The 22,397-nt window shown below is 36.4% G+C and carries 10 protein-coding genes; 6 read left to right on the forward strand and 4 right to left on the reverse strand.

Features of this window, described 5'->3' with window-relative positions:
- From VB711_RS10485 to VB711_RS10500, 4 genes are all read right to left on the reverse strand, one after another.
- Window positions 1-9,471, reverse strand: a 9,471-nt coding sequence (locus VB711_RS10485) for a lectin-like protein (RefSeq protein ID WP_323285876.1), incomplete at its 3' end; no start/stop codon positions are given.
- 201 nt (window positions 9,472-9,672) lie between these two features.
- The gene (locus tag VB711_RS10490) at window positions 9,673-10,182 is read right to left on the reverse strand and encodes a hypothetical protein (RefSeq protein WP_323285877.1); all 510 of its coding nucleotides are present in this window, start codon (window positions 10,180-10,182) and stop codon (window positions 9,673-9,675) included.
- Between the two features lie 95 nt (window positions 10,183-10,277).
- Entirely contained in the window at window positions 10,278-14,255 is a 3,978-nt protein-coding gene (locus VB711_RS10495) for an AAA-like domain-containing protein (RefSeq protein ID WP_323285878.1), read from the reverse strand.
- Between the two features lie 30 nt (window positions 14,256-14,285).
- Window positions 14,286-15,668: an AAA-like domain-containing protein gene (locus tag VB711_RS10500; RefSeq protein ID WP_323285879.1), complete on the reverse strand. Its 1,383-nt coding sequence runs from the start codon at window positions 15,666-15,668 to the stop codon at window positions 14,286-14,288.
- Between the two features lie 155 nt (window positions 15,669-15,823).
- On the opposite strand from VB711_RS10500, the gene VB711_RS10505 reads away from it, so the two are divergent.
- From VB711_RS10505 to VB711_RS10530, 6 genes are all read left to right on the forward strand, one after another.
- On the forward strand, window positions 15,824-17,173 hold the full coding sequence (locus tag VB711_RS10505) for a serine/threonine-protein kinase (protein WP_323285880.1): 1,350 nt from the start codon (window positions 15,824-15,826) through the stop codon (window positions 17,171-17,173).
- 81 nt (window positions 17,174-17,254) lie between these two features.
- Window positions 17,255-18,598 (forward strand): adenylosuccinate synthase, encoded by a 1,344-nt coding sequence (locus VB711_RS10510; protein ID WP_323285881.1) that lies wholly within the window; start codon window positions 17,255-17,257, stop codon window positions 18,596-18,598.
- A gap of 54 nt (window positions 18,599-18,652) precedes the next feature.
- A complete protein-coding gene (rplY, locus tag VB711_RS10515; RefSeq protein ID WP_323285883.1) occupies window positions 18,653-18,955 on the forward strand; it encodes a 50S ribosomal protein L25 in 303 nt (100 codons plus the stop codon).
- Window positions 18,956-19,121: 166 nt separating this feature from the next.
- The gene (locus tag VB711_RS10520) at window positions 19,122-20,669 is read left to right on the forward strand and encodes an AAA family ATPase (protein WP_323285884.1); all 1,548 of its coding nucleotides are present in this window, start codon (window positions 19,122-19,124) and stop codon (window positions 20,667-20,669) included.
- 80 nt (window positions 20,670-20,749) lie between these two features.
- Window positions 20,750-21,274 (forward strand): hypothetical protein, encoded by a 525-nt coding sequence (locus VB711_RS10525; protein ID WP_323285886.1) that lies wholly within the window; start codon window positions 20,750-20,752, stop codon window positions 21,272-21,274.
- Between the two features lie 168 nt (window positions 21,275-21,442).
- Window positions 21,443-22,231 (forward strand): YdcF family protein, encoded by a 789-nt coding sequence (locus tag VB711_RS10530; protein ID WP_323285888.1) that lies wholly within the window; start codon window positions 21,443-21,445, stop codon window positions 22,229-22,231.
- Window positions 22,232-22,397 lie beyond the last annotated feature (166 nt).

Raw genomic sequence — 22,397 nt, forward strand, 5'->3', positions numbered from 1 at the left:
GTAGTTACCAATGTCTATCTTTTTCCAAGTGTTACCTTTAATTTCTATTTGCTTGCTATCAGCAGAGATGTTGACTTGACCTTGTATATCTTGGGTGGGATCGTAGGAAGAGAGAAGGTAGTTATTGGGAGTACCATTAATGGTTAATGCTAGTAGGGTATCATTAACGTCTGTCACACCAATGGTTAATTGTTTGTCGTAGAATAAGCCACCTTGGTCTGTGGTGCGAACTCTGACGCTGTAACTGTTTTTAGTTTCAAAGTCAAATACAGCGTTGGTTCTGAGTTGGTCATTAGTAATAGAGAATAGGTTGTTGTTAGTGTCTCCTGTTCCTGTGACTAGGCTATAGATGAAGGTGTTTTCTGTATTGGGGTCGGTGGTGGTGAAGTTGCCGATAACTGTGTTAATTGGTTGGTTTTCAGCTACGTTGCTGTTAGATAGGGTGAGATTGATGGGAGTAGAAGGAATATAACCAACTGAAACTCCATTGAATTTGAGACTAGCAACTCCTGTATCCGTTTGCGGAGTGATTAAATAGCGTCGATCATCAGATAGGAATTGCAACTTACTATTGATATCATAAGGATTAACCACTTCCCAGGTTTTTCCTGCATCAAATGAAGTTTCTAGTTTAAATGCAGCAGTGTCAAAATCAACAATTTCCAAAAATTGATCTCGTTTTATTCCTTGGGGGATAATTTCAAAAGATTTCTGTTTTGGTTGGACTTTAAAATTAAAGCTCTGGCTCGTATTTTGGTAGGTGAAATTATTTGCTTGGTATTGAATATTGAGAGCAAAGTTTTCTGAATATCTTTCAACTCGTTCTCCGACATCAATACCTTTATTTTTAGCTTCTGTGATTTTCTGCTCTCGCAAAATATCAATCTTGTCTTGAAACTGAGTGAAAGTTTCGGTAATTGTTCCAGCTTTTAAATCTTTTACCAAATCTTTTTGAAAAAGCTTTATATCTCCACCATATTCATTAGAGCGGGTGAGAAAATGCTCAAAAAATTGAATAGCATCACCATGAGAATCCTTGAGATAAAATTTATTCATCTCCGATGTAAATTCAACATCTATATGGCCTAAATCGTTCTTACTTGTGCCATAGTGTCCGAGATTAATAAGACTACTTGTAGCTTTTTGCAGGACACTATCATTAGTGAAATTGCTACGAACAACCGTGACAGAATCCGCATCAGAAATATCCAGTTTGTCACGAAGATCGGTAATTTGTAAACCACGAAATTTCTGATCAAAAGAAGGACCAGCAGGATCAAGCGCGATAATTTCTTTGATTTTTTGACCTGATGATTCCGCAATTGTACGACCAGCTACACCAATAACATGAGCGCCTAAACTATGACCAACCAAATGAATATTTTTAGGATCAATTCCTTGATTTAGGAGATAGTTTCCTAATGCTTCACCAACCAATTTAGTATTTTCTGCTGCTCCGCGATAAATCCCATCATCAAAAGGAGTTAAAAAAGACCCAGTTAACTCACTCCAGTCCACAATAACAAAATTGGCATCACCAACATTTTTTTGTAATAGGAAACTGGTATCAGTTAGCCAATCTGAACCAGAATCTGTAAGATATCCCCCAACAATGACATAGGTTGGTTTATTAGGATTAACTTGACCGTTTAATGCTATGAAATCAACATCTTGTTCGCCATTATTAGTCTTTAATTTGGCGGTTTCTACAGTTTCAAAAGCCAGGGTTTCCAACACTTTTTTGTTGATAGCTTTCTGACTTGTTTTGAAAAATTCGTGACGCTGCAAAACATCATCAACTGTTGTTATCCATCTGGTAAAATCAGATTCTTTAATGGCATTAGCAATACTAAAACCAACATCTCCAACGGCATCAATAATATTGACCTTTTTAGCGAATTTTCCAGATTCAACATCAGAAATAGAACGCATTGAACTGATGGCAATTACTGTGTTGAAAATATTAGAAGAAGCTGTTAACCAATCTCCTTCTTGAATAGCTTGAATCGAATTGTTAACCAGTCCAGGTATTTTTTTAAACTCTTTAATGAAATCTTCACTCAGACCAGCTTTGCCTGCTAGATCGAAACCCTCAATTGCCATAGAAGTTAAGCCACCAATGCCATCAATAAATGCCCCAAGTGCATCCCCAGATTGGGCAGATTTTAAGGTTTTATAACTTGAGTCAACAATGGATTGAAACTGGGAAATATTGTCTTTCAGTGCAGATGAAATATTCATATCTCCCACATACATGGCGACTGCATTTATGGCGTTATATAATGCTCCAGACCAGTCTCCTTTGTAAGCTGCTGTCACTGCATTATTAACTGCTTTGGCAATTGCTAAACCTATTTTAATGCTTTTAATAGCAGCATCGGTAAGCGCAATTAATCCCGCAGAAGACCCCGCTGTTACTACTACACTAGCGATCGCTAAAAGTGTACCTTGACTTTCTAAGAAAAAGTCAATAAAAGTTTTCTGTCTTGCTTCGCGTTCAACTTGACGTTGTTCAAGGACATCATTCAGCATCGTTCTGGCTTTTTTAGCCGTTTCTATAGAGATAGAATTTGCATTTTGAGCCAGACGAACTTCTGCAAAAATTTGTAATAGCTCATTGCTAATAACCGATTTATCTTCTAAGAAATCATTGCGGGTTTCAATGGCAGTTAGTAGTTGATCAACAGCAGTTTTTAAATTAGTTTGTGCGGTATCTAGTAAGTCTTGATCGTCTTGTGCTTCTTCAACAAGTCGATTAAGTTCCTGTTGATAGGTTTTATTTTGCTCAACTAACTTATTAGTCACCACTGATAATTGCTGTTCAATTTGTGTCGCTTCCTCTCCTTGCAGCGCACTTTCAATATTGCCAGTTACTTCCTTCAATAAAGTAAGTAATTCTTGAGGGATTTCAGGATTTATTTGCAAATTATTCAGTTGCTCTTGCAAATCAATAATATCTGCTTGATGATCTGTGCTTTCAACGATGGGATTAATTTCTAGTCCCAATTCACGTCCAATTTCAATCAAAGAGTCTTGTAATGCAGAATAGGCATCCTGTTTTTGATAAACTTCAATTTTGGTTAGTAACTGCTGTTTCTGATAGGATTTAGCGAGAGCATCTAAGTATAATTGTTCTCGGAGAGATTCATTAATTTCCTGAGAGAAACTCTCTGCGTATTGCTGTTCTAGCCTTGCCAAATCAGCATTTAATGTTTGAACTTGAATTAAGTTATTGATGATGATTCGGGTCGGTTCTTGTAACGCTTCTAGGGTTTCTTTGCGAGCTTCTAGTTCATAAAGAGTCTGACGTTGAACATCACTAGCTTGTTCTAAATTACCAATTGTTGCCAATAAGTTATTGTATTCAATTTGTGCTTGTTGAATTTCACTTTCAATTAATGTTTTTTGTCCTTCTGCGTGTTTGATAACCGTTCCAGCATAGTCTGCATTGGCTTCAGATTCCCGTTTTAAAGCACGATTTTCCATAAGTGTTTTACGGAAATAATTAGCCAATTTACGGTCTGCTTCCGTCGCAATACCACCACTCCAAAAGTTTCCAGTATCCGTCATTAAATCACTAAAATCTTGGAAATAAATGTCAGCGGCTACTGCTAAACCGCGTAATTTTGCCGTTTCTAAAAGTTGTGTAGCACGAATTTCGCCATTTGCAACCATTTTCTCCAGCAGTTTAATTATTTCTGGAGATTTATCGTTAATTTCATCTAAGGATTCTTTGGCTTCTTCAAAAGAATCCTTGCGGTCATTGAAGTTAGCGATTAAATCCTGTAAAGTTTCATGGGAATCTTGAACTGCTTTCAGGTGTTCATCATTCAGACTATTGAGATAAACGGAAAATTGATTGAGGTTTTGGGTTAAAACCGTACTACTATCTAAGGCATCTTCTGCAAAACTTTGTAAATCTCGTAAAGTTGTTTTTGCTCGATCCAATTGCTGATTTAATAGCGTAAATTCTTTACCACCATTATCAAAATAAGCGTCAATTAACTCTAGCTCTTGTAATAAGAACTTCTCCTGTGCATCTAATGCTTCTCTGTGTTCGTTAAGTGCCTCCAGACGGTCTTGTAAAATACTTTCATTGTATTTAAGATAGTTTAAAGCATCTTTGAGAAGATTTTGGGTAATTGAGTTAATTGAACTATTATTTCCAGCCTGGAGGAAATCATTTAGTTGATTTTTGACTACACTTACGCTTTCTAACTCAACTTCTAAACTTTGATATTTGAGAGTAACCCACTCACGGGAAGTGTCAATATCACTGAGAATAGCCAGATTTTGTCCGCGATATTCAGCTTTTAAAGGAATCACTTCGTCGTAAACTTTTTGTAATTCACCGACACTATTTTTGAAAGTATCCCACTGCTGTTTCACGCTGTTATAGGCATTTTCTGTTTTTACCTGAGCGTTAGTAAGTTGAGTGTTTAAAGTGGGTAAAAGCAATTCAAATTGATTAACTGCTTGTTGATATTCTGGTGTTTGTTTATTAGCAATATTAATCCGATTAATGCTGGATTTTAATTGCTCTAATAAACCTTCTAAAACATCGGCTTGTTGATTAGCTTGTCCCCACAATTGATTAATAGTGATGGCTTTGTTGCGTTGGCTTAATAAATCACTAGCAACTGCTGTCGAAGTAGAATTTGTACTTGGTTGTCCCAATATTTCCAATGCTTGTTGACGAGCATCTTTTGATTGTGCAGTGAATTTTTCATAATACAGCCAGTGGGTATTGATATGAGTAATTTCCACTGAAACTGACTTTTTACCTAATAAACCCCTAGTAAAAGTTTCACGGGTTTCTGTCCATCTCTCTCCATCAGGAATTACCACACCAAGCTGGTTGGCAAATTTTTGTTTTAGATCATTATGTTTTTGCAGATATTCAGCAGCCACTGATTGATAAAACTCTGCTGTTTTGAAATGAGCATTAGCAGAGGCTTGTCGCCAATTAATATCGCTTTCTAATTCATTTAAGGTTTGTTGACTTTCGCGGTAGTTTTGACGAATTTCTGTTAAGAGTTCAGCAGTGGTTAATTGACTAATTCCAGCGATATTTAACGCTTTTGTAAAGGAAGTTTCGACTGTGGCGATCGCACTAACAATAGATTGATAATTCTGACTTTTTTCAAGTGAAGTTTTAAAATTATCATCAGCCTGTTGGAGTTGTTTTTCAATCTGCAAACGTTCAACCGTAGTAGCATTAAAATCAAGTTCAATAATCCCTTGGAATTTTTCTTGATTATTAGCCGCTTTCCATAGACCAAACTGATTCATAAAGGCATAGTCTTTGCCATTGCCATTAGTGCGATCGCTCCAGTTTTGAAAATCATCAACTTGACCATCAACCCACTGCCATTTACCTTCTTTATCCTTGTCATTATAGCCAATCCAATAGTTAGCTTGATTATTTGCCGTACCATTAGCATTAAGACCAAAAATCCGTTTTAAAAATTGTTGTTCTTTAAGCCCATTAATAGTGACCAGATTTCCTTCAACAGATTTAGCAAAATCTTGAATTTCCTGCCATGTTCCCGCTTGTGGACTGAGGAAATAACGATTTTCCAAATTTTTAGTGTTAATTTCTCCACTAACAATTAAATCTTTAATTGTTACATTATCTTCTACTTTTATTCCCTCTTTTTGACTAATTGTAGCTTCTTCATTGCTACGAGCTTTGTACAAAATTGCTGCTTCTAGCAAAGCGACTTCTTTTTCACTCATCTCAATTAGTCGTGCTTCAAGCTCGCTATTTTCACTTTCAAAATTGGAAAGTTCTGTACTTAACGACGTAAGTTGTTGAATGCTTTGTTTAGCATTATTAAGACTTTGAACAGTCGCACTATCAAGACTTGCAGTATTGATTAAATTCTCAATAAAGCTGGTTAATTGAGTGATTCCTTTGGTTAAATTATCAACACTCAAATTGTCTTTTTCTAGTAATCCTTGAATCTGAACAAATACCAGAGCTTGATCAGAGAATGCTAATTCTTTACTAATGCCAGCGATTTTTTCATTTAAGCTGTTCTGAGAGCTAATTTTTTGCTTAAATGAAGCGATCGCATTTTTAACAGAAGTAACACTATTATTAATCGCAACTAGACGTTGATCTAAAACAGTTTGGATGACAATTTTTGCATCCAAATCGCCACTAGCTCGTAGATAATCACCCAAAGTTTTTGGTAGTTGAAATTCAAATGCTTTGAAAAGTTGGTGTGAACTTTCTGCCAATTTTGTCAAATTTCCATCAATGTATTTGTTTGCCTGATCAACTTCGTTGAGGATTGTTTTTTGGTTTTCAATATCTTCAATCACTTCATCATGGATAACTATTTTCAAATCCATGACATTGGAGCGGGAAATTTGACCATTACCAGTTACAAGATCAGCTTTTTGAGCAATATTAATACGACTTTGAATCGTCTCAATAACTTCTGCAAGATTCTCCTGTTGAATAAGACTGCGAAGACGATAATCAAATTGAATTTCTTCGACTTCTTTCTGTGCTTCCTTATGAGCTTTATCAAAATCAGTGATAACTTCAGGATATTGCTTGTTAATGTATGTACCAAGCACTGATTTTTGATTTGTGAGAAGTTGTTGAAAATTCTTGATAAACTCCTGAACTAACTTAGGAGCATTAGGAGCATCATTAATACTTGTGCTATTGACTGTATTTCGTAAACTATCAAGGGAAGGATTAAGCGAGCTTAGAAGAGTGTTTCCTCCATTAATTTCGCCATAGAATTTACCAACTGCTGGCTCGATAATTTCTGTGAAAAAATTAATATCTTGCTCCGTAACTAACAATCCCAAACTTAATAATGACTCACCCAATGATGCTTGAGAAGTCAACGAAACATCAATATCGTTAAATTCCCCTTTCAGCGTTGCAAGTTTTTGGAAAAAGACATTGGATAGGTTCAATAAAGCTTGAGTAGATTTTGTAATATCCGTTCCCAAGCTATTGATTTGAGATGTATTACTACTAATTTCACTATTTTTATTGGGAATTAACGTATTTGTTAACTCAGCTATGCGACTGTTCGTGGACTGAAGTTGACTTGCTAAATCTGTCTGGTAAAAGCTGGAGTTAGAAATTTCCCGCTCATATTGTGTAATCAGACTTTTTTGAGCAGTCAAATCGCTACTAAACTTGAGTAAATTAGTAACAGCAGTCCTATAATTTGCGATTCTCTCGTCTCTAGTAACAAGCTTATTTTGTTGACTGTCCCATTTAAAGAAACCACCGTCCGCTGTTCTGATACGATTAACTTCACCTTGCCAATAGTTTACTGAATACTCTATGCTAGGTAAAGCAGATTTTGCCGAAGTTAACTGATTACTTAAAGTAACTATCTTACTAGATGTCGTGTTAAGCTGTCCCTGTAAATAAGACGCTTTACTGACAAGATTTGTCTTTTCTTCCTCCAACTTAGCTAAATCACCTTCCAAAGTAATACGACTACTTTTTTTACTCTGAAGTTGATTATCCAGATTTACCTTGTTCTTGCCCTCATTAACCAATCCCGAAAAGTCAGAGTTTATTTGACCCCAAAGACTTTTTAGTTGATTAATTTCTTCAGTAAAATTTTCTTTGATAGGATCAATTTCAGCTATAGCATTGGGAACTAAAGAAAGACGCTTTTGGGTAAATTCTAACTGTTGAATATATCGCTGCAAACGACTTGAATCAGTTGAACTAGCTGGAGTCGCTTTCGCTTCAGTTAACCATGAATTTACTTGAGAAATTTGCTGGGTTAAATCATCATAAGAAGTCAACAAATTATCGCGTCGTTCTTGAATTTTTTGCAAATTATCAGCAAATTTTTCAAGTGGCAAGTTGCTATTTTGAAGAGGAGTTGCTCGAAATTCTTGTAGCAATTGATCAAAAACTACTTTGCTGTTATTACCGATAAATTCAATAGTTTCTCGTCGATTTTTTGCCCAAACAATACCAACTTCCAAATCCTCTTGATATTCTTCAATCGGAGCTTGTAAATCTCCCAAATAATTACTATTAAACGACTGTAGTTTATTCAAAAAAGGTGCAGTAACATTATTTGCGAGTTTCTCCCAATCGGTATATAAATCTTGATAAATCAGGAGTTCAGCATTATCTAAAAAGTAGTGACTTTCATTGCGTAATAAGGCTTTCCATTCTTTTACTAAAGTTGTATTCTCTTTTAACAAGTCTAGAAGTTTTTGTTTATTGGGATTAATTTGACCAATAATCGTTGAAATGCTACTGTTAACAGTGTTTATTTCTCCTTGTTTGCTAATAATATCATTATCTTTTCGAGCGATATCACCATATTTACTGGTAATTTTGTTTTGATACTCAGAATCCTTGACATTTCGACTATTTTCTAAAGTTGTTATCTGAGCATTCAAAGTTGAAATTAAATTAACATAAGGTGTCCATGCTTTATCACGTAAGCCAGTGATATTTGTCCGAACTTCAGTTAATTTATCACGGCTAAGTTGAGCATTCACCTGATATATCAACAGAGTTCCTTTACCACCTTGATCATCGTAGCTAGGATCTTTTATGTATTGACCAATATTGTTATCTACAGCAATTGAATTGTCCCAATCTTTCTTTAGATTTAAATCTCTTTGATCTACCATTTTGTTGATAAGAAGCTCATAACTACTGGCCAACTGTCCATAAACACCCTGAGCCGCAGCCAGAATATTATTGATTTCATTGACTTCGCTAGGGGTGATTCCTGAACCCGATATCAACGATTCATAGGAAATCGCATAGGTCTTCAGGGTATTTAATTGATTTGTAGCCGTATTAAATTTGACAACAAAATCATCAATGATCTCTATTTTTTTGTCGTAAACCTTTTTCGTGATAGAACCTTTTTGGCGGTCAGCAGACAATTCAGTTTTTAATCCTGTATTCAACCTAGTTACAGCAGTATTAAAACGGGCAATAATCCCTGTTATGTCACTAGAAGACTGCAATAAATCCTTAGCAGGGTTATTGGAACTTGTGAAAAGAGCCGTTATTTCATAACGATTATTTTCTACGGCTATATTGCTATTAACCTTGTTAATTTCACCATTGAAATAAATTACAGATTGGATTTTTGCGTCGTTTAAAACGGATACTTCTGATGTCAACTCTCCCCTTGATTGGTTTAATAAATTAAGTTCATCACCCTTGGTTGTCAATGATGTTTCGTTATTTGATAAACTTTGTAAAGATGGATTGAGTTGTGCAATGGTCAGTTCAATGGCCTTTTGATTGCTTTCTAATTTTGTTTCTAAGGACTTAAATTTCTGGAAGGCTTCGTCTTTTTGATCATTGATAATTTTCCGAAGATCGTCTTCAGAGTAAGATTGTCCAGGTAGCACTTTGAGTAAAGCTTCGATTTGCTCGGCGTTATCAGTCAGTTTGCTGAGTTCGTTGTAGAGATTTTGTGTGGTAGTGGTAGTAGTCATGGTTTTGCTCCTGTTAAATAAATAATTGATAGTCTGTGTGCTAGTTGTTGCTGATTCCAGTGTAAGCCCAGATATCTAAACTTCTGTCTGAGTAATGATTGTCTTTTGTTTGTTTTATAATTTCCTAAGAGAATGTCTGAAGTGATCGCATTATACCCACCGGAGGCGATCGCTCACATTACGCTATCTTGGTCAATTAGTTCATTGTTTGGTTAAACGAGTACCTGTCTCCAAATTTAGCAAACCCTCTGGAGTTATTTGATATTTTCTCTCTCCAGATAATCCGTCTGAACTTCTCACCCGAACATAAATTAAATCTTCCGTACGTTTCCAAATACCTTCTATATTGGTAATTCTTGTACGCGGACGAGTGTAACCACTGTTAATAAAAGATGAGCATTTTTCTAGAAAATCCCCACTGTCATAAAAAAACGAAATACAGTCTTGCTTTATTCCTACATCACTGTCGCCCTTAGTTGAACTATAAGCAGCAATTAATTTGGGGCTATCTTGTGCTTTAATTGTGTGAATATTCCACCCAAACATAGAAACTATGGCTGTTGTACCCATCAATAATTTATGAAACTTGTTCATAATCATTTTTACTCCTGATTTATATTTTCGTTTCTTGATCATGATTAAAGCATTGATTTTTGGGGAGACTAGATAAATTGAATTAATTTCTTGATTAGTTCCGATATCATCTTTCATTGTTGAAAAAAATCAAATTGACTAGCTAAATTCCATAAGTGCATGAAAAAATTTTCAATCAAGACTACAAAAATGGAACAACTACAGATTTTTTCTCAAGGGGTGTGTAATATCTTTTCGCACACAGGTAGTTCCCTTAAAACTTTCGGGTGAGAGATAAAATAATCACTTAGCCGATGACATCCTCGTGTAAGCAATTCATCTAGTGATTCTACGGTGCGCCATAATCGAGCCGTTCCGTCACTTGCACCAGAAACAAGATATTTACCATCAGGACTAAAAGCTATAGTGCTGACACCCCTGCGATGTCCCCTAAATTCTCTAACCACATTCCCCTTCAAGTCCCAAAGTCGGATAGTCTTATCATTTGAACCAGTAGCGATAAGTTGACCATCAGGACTGAATACTACACTATTAACACTTCCTTCGTGTCCTTTTAACTCTCTGATTAGATTACCTTTGAGATTCCAAACACGGGTTGTACCATCTTCTGAAGCAGTAGCAACGAGTTGATCATCAGGACTAAATGCCACACTACGAACATCCTTTTTATGTCCTTTTAATTTTGTGACTATATTGCCATCAAGGTCTAAAACAACAGCAAGTACCAAATCTTTACCTTGAATACCCTCTAAACGACCAATTTCCTTTGATAAACCCATAGCTAAAAGCTTGCTATCATGGCTAAAACTTATAGTTAGAAAGATACTTTTTTTAAACTTAAACTGTTTTAGTAAATTTCCTTTAATATCCCAGACTTTTACAGTATCACCCATGGGGACAGTTGCAATCAACTTACCATCAGGACTTAAAACCATGTCGTTAATATACTCGTCATAAGCCTTAAATTCTTTAATTAAACTACCTTGACGATTCCAAATCCGAATTTTTTTATCCCATGAACTCGTAAATAACAACTGACTATCTGGACTAAATGCTATACTCGTCACCCAATCTTGATGTCCTTCTAGTTTAACTATTAAATTACCTTTCAGATCCCAAACACGACCAGCTTTATTGTCTGAAGCAGTTGCAATTAAATTACCATCCCGATTAAAGGTTATGCTTCTAACATTAGGCCAATGTTCTTTAAATTCTCTTATAAAACTGCTTTGAAGATCCCATACACGTACAGTTTCATCATCTGAGGAACTAAAAATAGAAAGACCATCTAAACTAAAAGCTACACTTTTAACACTTTGCTCATGTCCTTTAAATTTCTCTATTAAATTACCTTTAAGATCCCAAAGTCTAACTGTATCATCATCTGCACCACTAGCAATAAACTGACCATTAGGACTAAAAACCACACTATTCACACCTTTTTGATGCCCTTTAAATTCTTCTATTAAATTGCCTTTAAGATCCCAAATTCTAATGGTATTATCATTTGCACCACTGGCAATAAATTGACCATCAGGACTAAAAGTTACGCTTTTAACACTTTGCTGATGTCCTTTAAATTCTTGTATTGAATTGCCTTTAAGATCCCAAAGTCTAATTGTATTGTCATCTGAACCACTAGCAATAAATTGACCATTGGGACTAAAAGCTACACTATTTACACCTCCTTTATGTCCTTTAAATTCTTTGATTAAATTGCCTTTAATATCCCAAAGTCTAATGGTATTCTTTCTCATTCCTGTAGCCAGAAGTTTAGCATCAGGGCTAAAAACCATACTTAAAACTGGACTAAAAAAGAAACCATAACTATTCCTAAGAACTTCCTCGAAAACTTCAAATTCAGCTAATAATTTACCATCAAAATCTAAAATTCTAGTAGTGTTATCCATTGCAACAGTCGCTAAAATCCGACCCTTTGAGCTAAAAGCTACCTCCCTAACACTATCTTTCCCAAACTCACTTTTTAATCGAGTTATTACATTACCTTTCAAATCAGTAATAGCAGTTGTATCACCAAATGTGGAAATAAAAGCCAGGTGTTGATTATTAGGAATAACTACAAATTTATCAGTATAAGGAATATCACCAAAACGATTTTTCTCACGGCTATAATCTAGAATATTTTGTAAAGCATTTAAAGGACTAATGGCTAGATATTGATCTAAAGTCTTATTTCCCACTAGTTGTTTTAACTCTTGTCCAATTTTCATTGACTCAATTAAAAGTTCAATTTGATCATCTGTGCCTGATAAAAATCTACGAATGATATTAGTTCCTTCTCGCTCTAATTGTGTTCCCTTAATAGCTACTTGTCGTAATTGTTCTGCTCTTTGTAAACTTCTGACAAACTGTTCTAGTTTTTGACGATTCACTTGCAGATTAAGCTCAATTTTTTCTAACTCATTTTGATTTTTCTGATTTTGAACTTCCGCTTTTTGCTTTTGTTTTAAAATAACCTGACGTTCTTTTTCTAAAGCTATTTTTTGTACTTGAAATTCCCCAACCTGTTGTTGAGCTTTATTTCTGTCTGTTTCCAATCTTTTTAAATTACCTTGAGCTAAAATTAATTGCTGATTTACTTCTTTTGCTCTTAACTCAATTTGACTACGTTCTCGACTCACACGAGTTATCTGTTTTCCAATTCTATCTCGTTCTTTTTTTGTATTAGTTAACTCTTGAGTTGCTTGATTAGCCTTTTGAGATGCTTTTTCAGCTTTAGTAACTTGGATAAACGCAAAAATTAATGTGCCAGTTAATACTAATAAACTAGCAGTTATAGAAACAATTAATAACCTGCGGGCTTTTTGCTTTTCCTGTTCAGCTATCTTTCTATCTTTGTCTGCTTGTTGTTTAGCAAGCTCTAAAATTTGTTTTGCTTCATTTTCTATTGCGAGTTGTTTCCCAAATTCATGGGACTGTTCAGTTAATTTACTATCATTTAAAAATTGTTCATCATCTTTACTAATACTTTTATTCTGTTTCCAAGCTAAAGCGTGAATCAGAACTTCTCCGGTTAATAGATAAGCTGGATTTTTACCAGAACTTAACCATAAATTAAAGGACTGATAATAAGGTCGTATAGTATCTAACTGTTCCTGAACCCAATCTTGATTAAAAATTTCTTGATAAATAGGATTAAAAACTTCTAAACCTCCATTCCTTCTAACTACTAAACCAGACAGTCTTAGTTCTGATTCAAATTCTTTTTCCTTACCCAAAAAAGTTCCATGCTTGAGAATATATTGATAAATTTCTAATAATGTTCCAACTCGGTTCTCATTAGCAATCAATCTAGTTTTAATTTGATCAAAATGTTGATAATCATGCCAATTTTTGATAATTTGAGAATAGACGAACTGCTGAATAGTTACTTGTTCTTTTCCTTCAGATACCTTAATATCTGACTTAACTAATAAGTCACACACAGTTTGAGTTAAAAAAGGTTGTCCCCCAGTCCAATATAAAACTTGTTTTAATGTTTCACGTTCGTTACTAGCTAATCCTTTTAAACCTTCAGCCAAAACTAAACTTTCATGAAACTCAAAGCCATTTAATTCCACAGCTTTACCGATATTAAAAGGACTCTCTACTGGATTTTTAATTAAGTCACTTGGAGTCGCTACTCCTAACAAACAGAAAGTTAACCTTTGGTAATTTATATTTTGATTTCTCTGGTTATAAAAAAATCTGATTAATGCGAAAAAATTATCTCGAAATGGTAAACTAAATGAGCAATCAATTTCATCTATGAAAATTACAATCTTCTTTTGAACTAAAGTTAATAATTCATGGGAAACAAAATTATTTAACAATTGACTAGATGATAGATATGGTCTTGATTCTATCCAACTACCTAAATCTATTTCTATTTGTTGTTCTAAAGAAATTGCATTCAAGAGATTGTAAATAAATGAAACATACCATTCCTGATGATTCACTTGAGTTCCAATACCTTGTAAGTCAATGTCAATACAAAAAAATCCTTCTTTTTTTAACTTATATTGAGTTTGATCTTTAATTGAAGATTTTCCCATCTGACGACTGTTAAATACATAGCAATATTCCCCTTGCTTTAATAAATTAAATAATTCTGTATCTGCTTTTCTGATCACATAGCTAGGACTATTTGTTGGTAATGTTCCTCCAACTTTATAGAATGAACTACTCATTTTTTTATCCTCCGATAATAAATAGACTTTCTAAAGAAACGTAGTAAAATATTCCCGGTATAACTGACATCTGGGTTGAACTTTGTTGTCTTTTTTTGTGACTAAACCAATACTATATAGTTGGAAAGTTTCTATTGGATCTAATTGAACCGGGGTAAAACTATGAATAACTTTCTTTAAACTCTCTGTAAGATCAGAATTACGAATGATTTTCAGTAATCTACCTAAATGATTGCTATAAATTCCTTCATTGGTAGCAGCTTTATTTAAAATTTGTTCTAACGTCATTTCTTCATGACTGATATGATACATAGCTAACCTAACTAAAAAAGGATGTCCTCCTATTATATGGTTTAAACTTTCTACCTGAATAAGCTGCCAGTTAAGACCGTGCTTTAAAGATAGATTTTGAATTTCTACTGTATTAAACTCTCTTAATTCTTGTGGATTACCTACATTATATAATGAAGACAAATTTAACTGAAATAAAGGATATTCATCAGTAGAATAGGCTAAAATAAATGCTAATTTACGCCATAGTTCATTATTTTTAGCATTTTCATGTCTGGTTCTTAGCCAAAGTAGAAAGTCTTGTAATTCGCGGTCAGGAAAAATTCTATGCAGATTGTCAATACCTAAGAAAATGATATTTTGACAATTTGGAAAAATGAACTTGTCAAAAACATTAGTACAATTAACATTGTTACCTAAAAATGGTTTCCATTGTTTTTCTAAATAGTCGTTAATATCTAATCCTAATTGGTTGCTAACGTTGGCACAAAACCATCTGTAAAACATATCCTTGTTTAACACTTGTTCATCAGCATCATCTAAGTTTATATAGACAATTTTGGCTTGTATAGTTTTTATGTATTCATGATTCAATAATCGGTTCATTAGTGATGTTTTACCCATTTGAGCAGGAGCTTTAATGCGTAGTAGAATAGCTTCATCTCCTGCTTTTCTAATATAATTCTCACATTTTTCTTCTATAGGATGACGATATTGATAATAAAGAGAGTTAGTTGCACCAGATGGAAATTGTGTGGTTTCTAATAGTTCAAATTGCTTTAAGGTTGTAGCTGAAACTAATTGAGGACGATATCTAACAAATTGTTGTATTACTTCTTGTAATTCATCTACCTCAAACTGTTTACGAATTGTTTCTAAATGATGAGATAAATTACTTTGTTTTATTAATTTTCTACCTGATTCTAAATCTTCTAGTGTTGTGCGTTTACTTCTAGGAAGTTTATCTCTTTCGTTACCTGCATAAACTTTGCGGTCAAACCAAACGGTTACATCTCCTCGTATTGCTGTATCTGATTTGCCTTTCAGAATCCGGTGTAAAATTCTCCTTTGAATTGGGGTCAATTCTTCTTCATAAATACGTTCAAATAATTCTTGGTTCATCACTACTTACTGGTAAATAGACTTATAATGATTCTATCAGTTGAGTAACAATGGGTATATAAATAAATATACTCTGGTTGTTTTCAGTAGTTTTGGTGCTTCTGTTGATAACTGATACTTGTATATAAGGTGTCTCTGAAAAATACTGCTTTGTGATGAGTTTTTGCACCGGATGTTCCTACCCACATAACCTTGATATAGGTAAATTTTGTATTAAATGTGGTAAACCCTTACTGCTTAATCACCGCTATCGTCCTCTTCGTCCTTTGGGAGAGGGTGGTTTCGGTAAGACTTTCTTGGCAGTGGATGAACACCTCTCTTCCCAGAGTAATTGTGTAATTAAGCAACTGTGTTTCCCTGAAGTAAATGAGGTTAGCTTTAAGAAGGCTGTGGAATTATTTCGTCAGGAAGCATTACGTTTAGATGAGTTGAGACATCCCCAAATCCCCCAATTTTTGGGGCATTTTGAAGAAAATCAACAGTTGTATTTGGTACAAGAATTAATTGTTGGTAAGACATTAACCCAGGAGTTGCAACAGCAAGGAGTTTTTAGTGAGGCAAAGATTTGGCATCTGTTAAAGGATTTGTTGCCTGTGTTGCAATTTATCCATACTCGGCAGGTGGTTCATCGAGATATTAAACCAGATAATATTATGCGAAGAATGCCAGAAGGGGATTTAGTGTTGATTGATTTTGGTGTTGCTAAACAAATTACCGCTACAGCTTTAGTACACACAGGTACTAATATTGGTTCTCAGGGCTATATGTCCCCAGAACAAATGAGGGGTAAGGCTTTACCGGCTAGTGATCTCTATAGTTTGGGTGTGAGTTGCATTCATTTGTTAACTGGTACTCTGCCTATGGAGTTATTTGATATTATTAGCGATCGCTGGATCTGGAGAAACTTTTTACCCCCAGAAAACCCCGTTACCCCAAATTTAGGCAAAATTCTCGATAAACTGCTGGAAAATGCCCTTTCTCAACGCTACCAATCTGCTATCGAAGTCTCTAAATCTATTCAAATAGAAACAAACCCAGTTAAAAAAAGACCAGTTAATACCCTGTATTCCGCAACTGGGGTCAATTATAAGCGTTTACGCAACTTATTGATGATGAAACAATGGCAGCAAGCAGACCAAGAAACCTGGGTGGTGATGTGTCAAGCCTTATCCAAACACCAAAACAGTTATTTTTCCCCTGGTGATCTCGAAAAATTCCCCTGTGAGGATTTGCAAATAATTGACCGATTGTGGACAAAATATAGTGGAGGACGTTTTGGGTTTAGCGTCCAAGCAGAAATTTATGCCAGTTGCGATCGCGATTATGGTAGTTTTGTCCAGGCTGTGGGCTGGAATTTGTCCAAAATCAATAGTTCTAACCAGCCAATTTACTTTACGTTTGCGTTTTCAGCACCTAAAGGCACTTTACCTTCACAAACTTGGGCTGGTGGTAATCAAACATGGAAACATATCGGTGTTATAGCTGCAAGGCTGGCGATATGTTAAAATTCGTGATTTACTTGACAGATGTAACCAAATATGTTTATAATTGCTATTCGTGGAAACTTTACCCTTTAATATAAACGCTTGGCTAACGTCATTGTCATAGGTGCCCAGTGGGGCGATGAAGGAAAAGGTAAAATAACTGACTTACTCAGCCGCTCCGCAGATGTGGTGGTACGTTACCAAGGGGGAGTTAATGCTGGACATACAATTGTAGTCGAAGGTCAGACATTTAAGCTGCACTTAATCCCCTCTGGTATATTGTATCCAAATACCGAGTGCATTATCGGCTGTGGGACAGTGATCGATCCACAGGTTTTAATCAAAGAACTCGAACAACTAGAACAATTAAATATTTCCACCGCTAATCTGCTGATATCAGAAACAGCCCATGTAACGATGCCTTACCATCGCATGATTGATCAGGCATCGGAAGAACGGCGGGGGAGTCATAAAATTGGCACTACTGGGAGAGGTATTGGCCCAACCTACGCTGATAAATCGGAACGGACAGGGATCAGAGTTTTAGACCTGATGGACTCGAAAGGACTGCGTGAGCAGTTGGAGTGGACGATTAATTATAAAAACGCCATTTTAGAAAAGCTGTATAACCTGCCACCTTTAAATACTCAAGCAGTAATTGAAGAATATTTGGGGTATGCAGAACGGTTGCGTCCTTATGTGATTGATACTTCGCTAAAAATTTATGATGCGATTTTACGTCGGCGGAATATTTTGTTTGAAGGCGCGCAAGGTACGCTATTAGACTTAGATCATGGTACATATCCCTATGTCACCTCCTCTAATCCGGTTGCAGGGGGGGCCTGTGTGGGGACTGGATTGGGTCCAACGATGATTGACCGGGTAATTGGGGTATCAAAAGCCTACACAACAAGAGTGGGAGAAGGCCCGTTCCCCACAGAAGAACATGGTAAAGTGGGGGAATTGTTGTGCGATCGCGGTGCAGAATTTGGCACAACTACAGGACGTAAACGCCGTTGTGGTTGGTTTGATGCAGTGATTGGTAGATATGCAGTCCGCATTAATGGGATGGATTGTATGGCGATTACCAAACTGGATGTGCTGGATGAATTAGAGGAAATCAAAGTTTGTGTAGCTTATGAAATAGATGGCGATCGCAGCGAACATTTCCCTACAAGCTCCCGACGTTTTGCCCGTTGTCAACCCATCTATAAAACCTTACCAGGGTGGCAAGTATCAACAACTGAGTGCCGTACCTTGGAAGACTTGCCACAGCAAGCACTGGACTATCTCAAATTCCTAGCAGAATTGATGGAAGTCCCGATCGCGATCGTCTCCTTGGGTGCAAGTCGCGATCAAACCATAATTGTAGAAGACCCTATCCACGGTCCCAAACGTGCTTTATTGCAACCAGACGGTACACCCGTTTCTTTAATGAGCGCGTAAAGAAGGGGTATTACCAACTCCTGCAAATTCTTGTTCTAACAACTAACAACTAACATGGCAATTACACTCGAAAGTCAAAAACGTCCAGAAGGCAGCAAGCCCAAAGCTTTGCGTCGTTCTGGATTAATACCCGCTAATTTATACGGTCATAACGGTACTGAATCAATTTCTTTAGTCGTTAATGCCAAAACCCTGGAACGTCTGCTCAAACAAGCTACTCCTAACAAGACAGAAATTGAACTGAGTATCCCCGAAATTGAGTGGACTGGTAAAACCGTGATCCGTGAACTTCAGATTCACCCAGCAAAGGGTACACCTTACCACCTGAGCTTTTTTGTTACCAAGGATAAAGTTTAGGTGTAAATTTTGTCTTTACTTTGATTTAAATTTTGTCATAATTACTGTTATAACCAGGGGTTAAACCCTGGTTTTTTTTGTTAAGCTATCAGCGTTGTTGTCAGTAGATCAAACAGCCTCAACATCAATTTTCTTAAATCCCACATTCAACATCCACATAATCCCGATGACAGAAGCAAACCTGCCAACTTTAATTCAGCAAATGTTACAGCCTGGATTCTACCCCCATGCAGTAACAGAACCTATTCAATTGATTCAAACTCATGTTTCTTACGTGCTACTAACTGGGAATTATGCCTATAAGTTGAAAAAACCAGTGAATTTTGGCTTTTTAGACTACTCCACTTTAGAAAAGCGCCATCATTTCTGCCAAGAAGAATTACGGCTAAATCAACGGGGTGCTGGTGAATTGTATTTGGAAGTTCTACCTATCAGCTTGGTAAATGATCAATACCATCTTGGAGAAACGGGAGAACCTGTAGAATACGCGCTGAAAATGCTTCAGTTTCCTCAAGAGTCTCTGTTTAGCGAACTGTTTGCCCAAGGTAAGTTAAATGAGATGCAGATGGAAGAATTGGGACGAGTAGTGGCTGAATATCATGCCCAAGCCCAAACAAATGATTACATAGGCAGTTTTGGTGAAATACCAGAAGTCCGTGCGTCAGTTGATGATAATTACCAGCAAACTGAAAAATATATTGGTGGACCCCAGACAGAAGCATATTTTGTCCAAACTAAAGAATATACAGATAACTTTTTTGCTCAACGTCCAGAATTATTTACGTCCAGAGTTGCTAATCAATATATTCGGGAATGTCACGGGGATTTACATCTGAGAAATATTGCTATGTGGCATGACAAAATCATGCTATTCGATTGTATTGAGTTTAATGAGCCGTTCCGCTTTGTTGATGTCATGTATGATGTGGCGTTTGCAGTGATGGATATAGAAGCAAGGGGACGTAAAGATTTAGGTAATGCCTTTTTGAATGCCTATGTGGAACAAACTGGAGATTGGGAAGGTTTGCAGGTATTACCTTTGTATTTAAGTCGTCAGGCTTATGTGCGAGCTAAAGTAACTTCGTTTTTGTTAGATGATCCTGGTGTGCCGGTTGTAGTGAAAGAAGAAGCAGCAAAAACAGCATCAGATTATTATCGTCAAGCTTGGGATTACACTAAACCGAAACAAGGACAATTGATTTTGATGTCGGGGTTGTCTGGTTCTGGTAAAAGTACAACAGCTAAGTATTTAGCGCGAGCAATGGGAGCAGTTCACCTACGTTCAGATGCGGTGCGGAAACATTTGGCAGGAATCCCCCTACTAGAACGGGGTGGAGATGAAATTTATACGCCAGAAATGACTCAAAAGACTTATTCCCGTTTATTATCCTTGGGTGTTACACTGGCTAATCAAGGTTGGAGAGTCATTTTAGATGCTAAATATGATCGTCAACACTTACGCCAAGAAGCGATAGCGCAAGCAAACCAACATCAATTACCCCTGCAAATTATCCACTGCACAGCACCTCTAGAAGTTTTACAAGAGCGTCTTGTTAACCGTACTGGTGATATTGCTGATGCTACGGCTGATTTATTGGTGTCTCAACTCAACCAAGCTGAACCATTTACGGAGGCTGAACAACCCTATATTAAAATTTTGGATACCACTCAACCTCAAGAAGCACAATTAAAAGCAATAATCAATAGTTTTTAACCGACTTCCAAAAAATAAATTCTCAGGTAGGGACAAAGAACCTTTCGTCCCTATCAAAATCTAAAATCTAAAATTGGTATATGGCTCCAAAAAATAATCTTTTAGGTGATCTTTTATCATCTTCACCAAACTTTTTTTCTCAACTAATCTTTGGGTTACTTTTAGTAATCATTTCATCAATGGCAGGGGCAACACTTGCCTTGAGTCTTTTCTTTGGTATTGTTGGAGGTTTTAGTTTAGGGTGGTTCACAACAGCAAACGAAAATAGTTCTCAACCACCAGTTGTCGCGTCTAATGATGGTATTGATGCGGCTTTGAAGTATTGGTTAGTATTCATGTTTGGATTTGCCTTGTTAGGCTATTCAGCGCCAATGAGTATCCTTTTAGGTGCGATCGCTGGTTTAGGTGGAGGCTGGATCATTGCTTGGTGGAGAAGTAAGGAAGAAGTTAGAACTCAGCTACCAGTAGAAAGTTCAGAACCAGAACTACCAATAGTCCCGAATGAAAGACCTACCAGACAGCAAATGCGAAAACCTACCCGTCGTTTCCGTCGCAGTTCTGAACCCCGTTCTGGTAATATAATTTCTCGGTTTTTACAAAGGTAATAGGTAATGGGTAATGGGTAATGGGATAATCTTAAAATCCGTGTAATCTGTGTAATCCATTAAATCCGTGATCGTGATTGGTGATAAAAAATTTATTCCTCTCTCCCCCTGCCTCCCCTGCCTCCCCTGCCTCCCCTGCCCCCTGCCTCCTTTACTCCCTTTTCCTAAATGTTTTTATACTTATCTAAATTACTACCTCTATTTTTTTACCCTCTGGGACTAGCCAGTATAGGGTTGATAGTGGGTTTAGTAACTTTGTGGAAACGTCCTCGAATTGCAGCGATCGCTATTTCTTTATCTTTAACTATATTATTGGTTTGCAGTAATACTTGGGCGGCTAAGTATTTAGTGCGATCGCTAGAATGGCAAAACATCCCCACAGAAATTCCCCAAGCGGAAGCGATTGTAGTTTTAGGTGGTGGAACTAAATCATCAACATGGCCTCGTCCCACTGCGGATTTAAGTGAAGCGGGCGATCGGGTGATTTATGGCGCTCAACTCTATCGTCAAAATAAAGCACCGATCATCATTCTTAGCGGTGGACGCATTGATTGGCGTGGTAGTGGTCAGGCAGAGTCAGCAGATATGGCAGCAATTCTTACTTCTATTGGTATCCCATCTGAGGTAATTATCCAAGAACCTGATTCTCTCAATACCTATCAAAACGCCGTAAATGTGCGAAAAATTCTAGAATATCGGGGAATTAAACGGGTTTTATTAGTTACATCGGCAATGCACACACCGCGATCGCTCAAAATTTTCCAACGTCAAGGTATTAACGTCATCCCTGCCCCAACTGACTTTCTTGTTAGCCAAGACGAACTCCAAGAATTAACCAGTTCACCCAAATCCGCCATCTTGAATTTATTACCTGATACGAATAATTTGCACCTATTCACTTTAGCTTTAAAAGAATATGTTGGTAGTTTTGTTTATTGGTTGCGTGGTTGGTTATGATTTTTTCATAACTTTGATGATGAATTATTAACTCAACTTGCTAATTAGTAGTCTGTAGGGTGCGTCAGACAGAATAACTTAGGCTAAAATCAGTAATTTTAAGTTACTGACGCACCTTATTTCATCTAATAACTTACATAGGACTTGCTGAATAAAGATAAAACTG

Origin of the sequence: Cronbergia sp. UHCC 0137, from assembly GCF_034932285.1 — a bacterium.
Taxonomy (GTDB): domain Bacteria; phylum Cyanobacteriota; class Cyanobacteriia; order Cyanobacteriales; family Nostocaceae; genus Cronbergia.

What these genes read in the sequence shown, in the direction of transcription:
- rplY (WP_323285883.1), top strand. Translation starts at nt 18,653, where the DNA reads ATGGCAATTACACTCGAAAGTCAAAAACGTCCAGAAGGCAGCAAGCCC.
- VB711_RS10500 (WP_323285879.1), bottom strand. Translation starts at nt 15,668, where the DNA reads ATGAACCAAGAATTATTTGAACGTATTTATGAAGAAGAATTGACCCCA.
- VB711_RS10520 (WP_323285884.1), top strand. Translation starts at nt 19,122, where the DNA reads ATGACAGAAGCAAACCTGCCAACTTTAATTCAGCAAATGTTACAGCCT.
- VB711_RS10505 (WP_323285880.1), top strand. Translation starts at nt 15,824, where the DNA reads ATGAGTTTTTGCACCGGATGTTCCTACCCACATAACCTTGATATAGGT.
- VB711_RS10530 (WP_323285888.1), top strand. Translation starts at nt 21,443, where the DNA reads ATGTTTTTATACTTATCTAAATTACTACCTCTATTTTTTTACCCTCTG.
- VB711_RS10490 (WP_323285877.1), bottom strand. Translation starts at nt 10,182, where the DNA reads ATGAAAGATGATATCGGAACTAATCAAGAAATTAATTCAATTTATCTA.
- VB711_RS10495 (WP_323285878.1), bottom strand. Translation starts at nt 14,255, where the DNA reads ATGAGTAGTTCATTCTATAAAGTTGGAGGAACATTACCAACAAATAGT.
- VB711_RS10525 (WP_323285886.1), top strand. Translation starts at nt 20,750, where the DNA reads ATGGCTCCAAAAAATAATCTTTTAGGTGATCTTTTATCATCTTCACCA.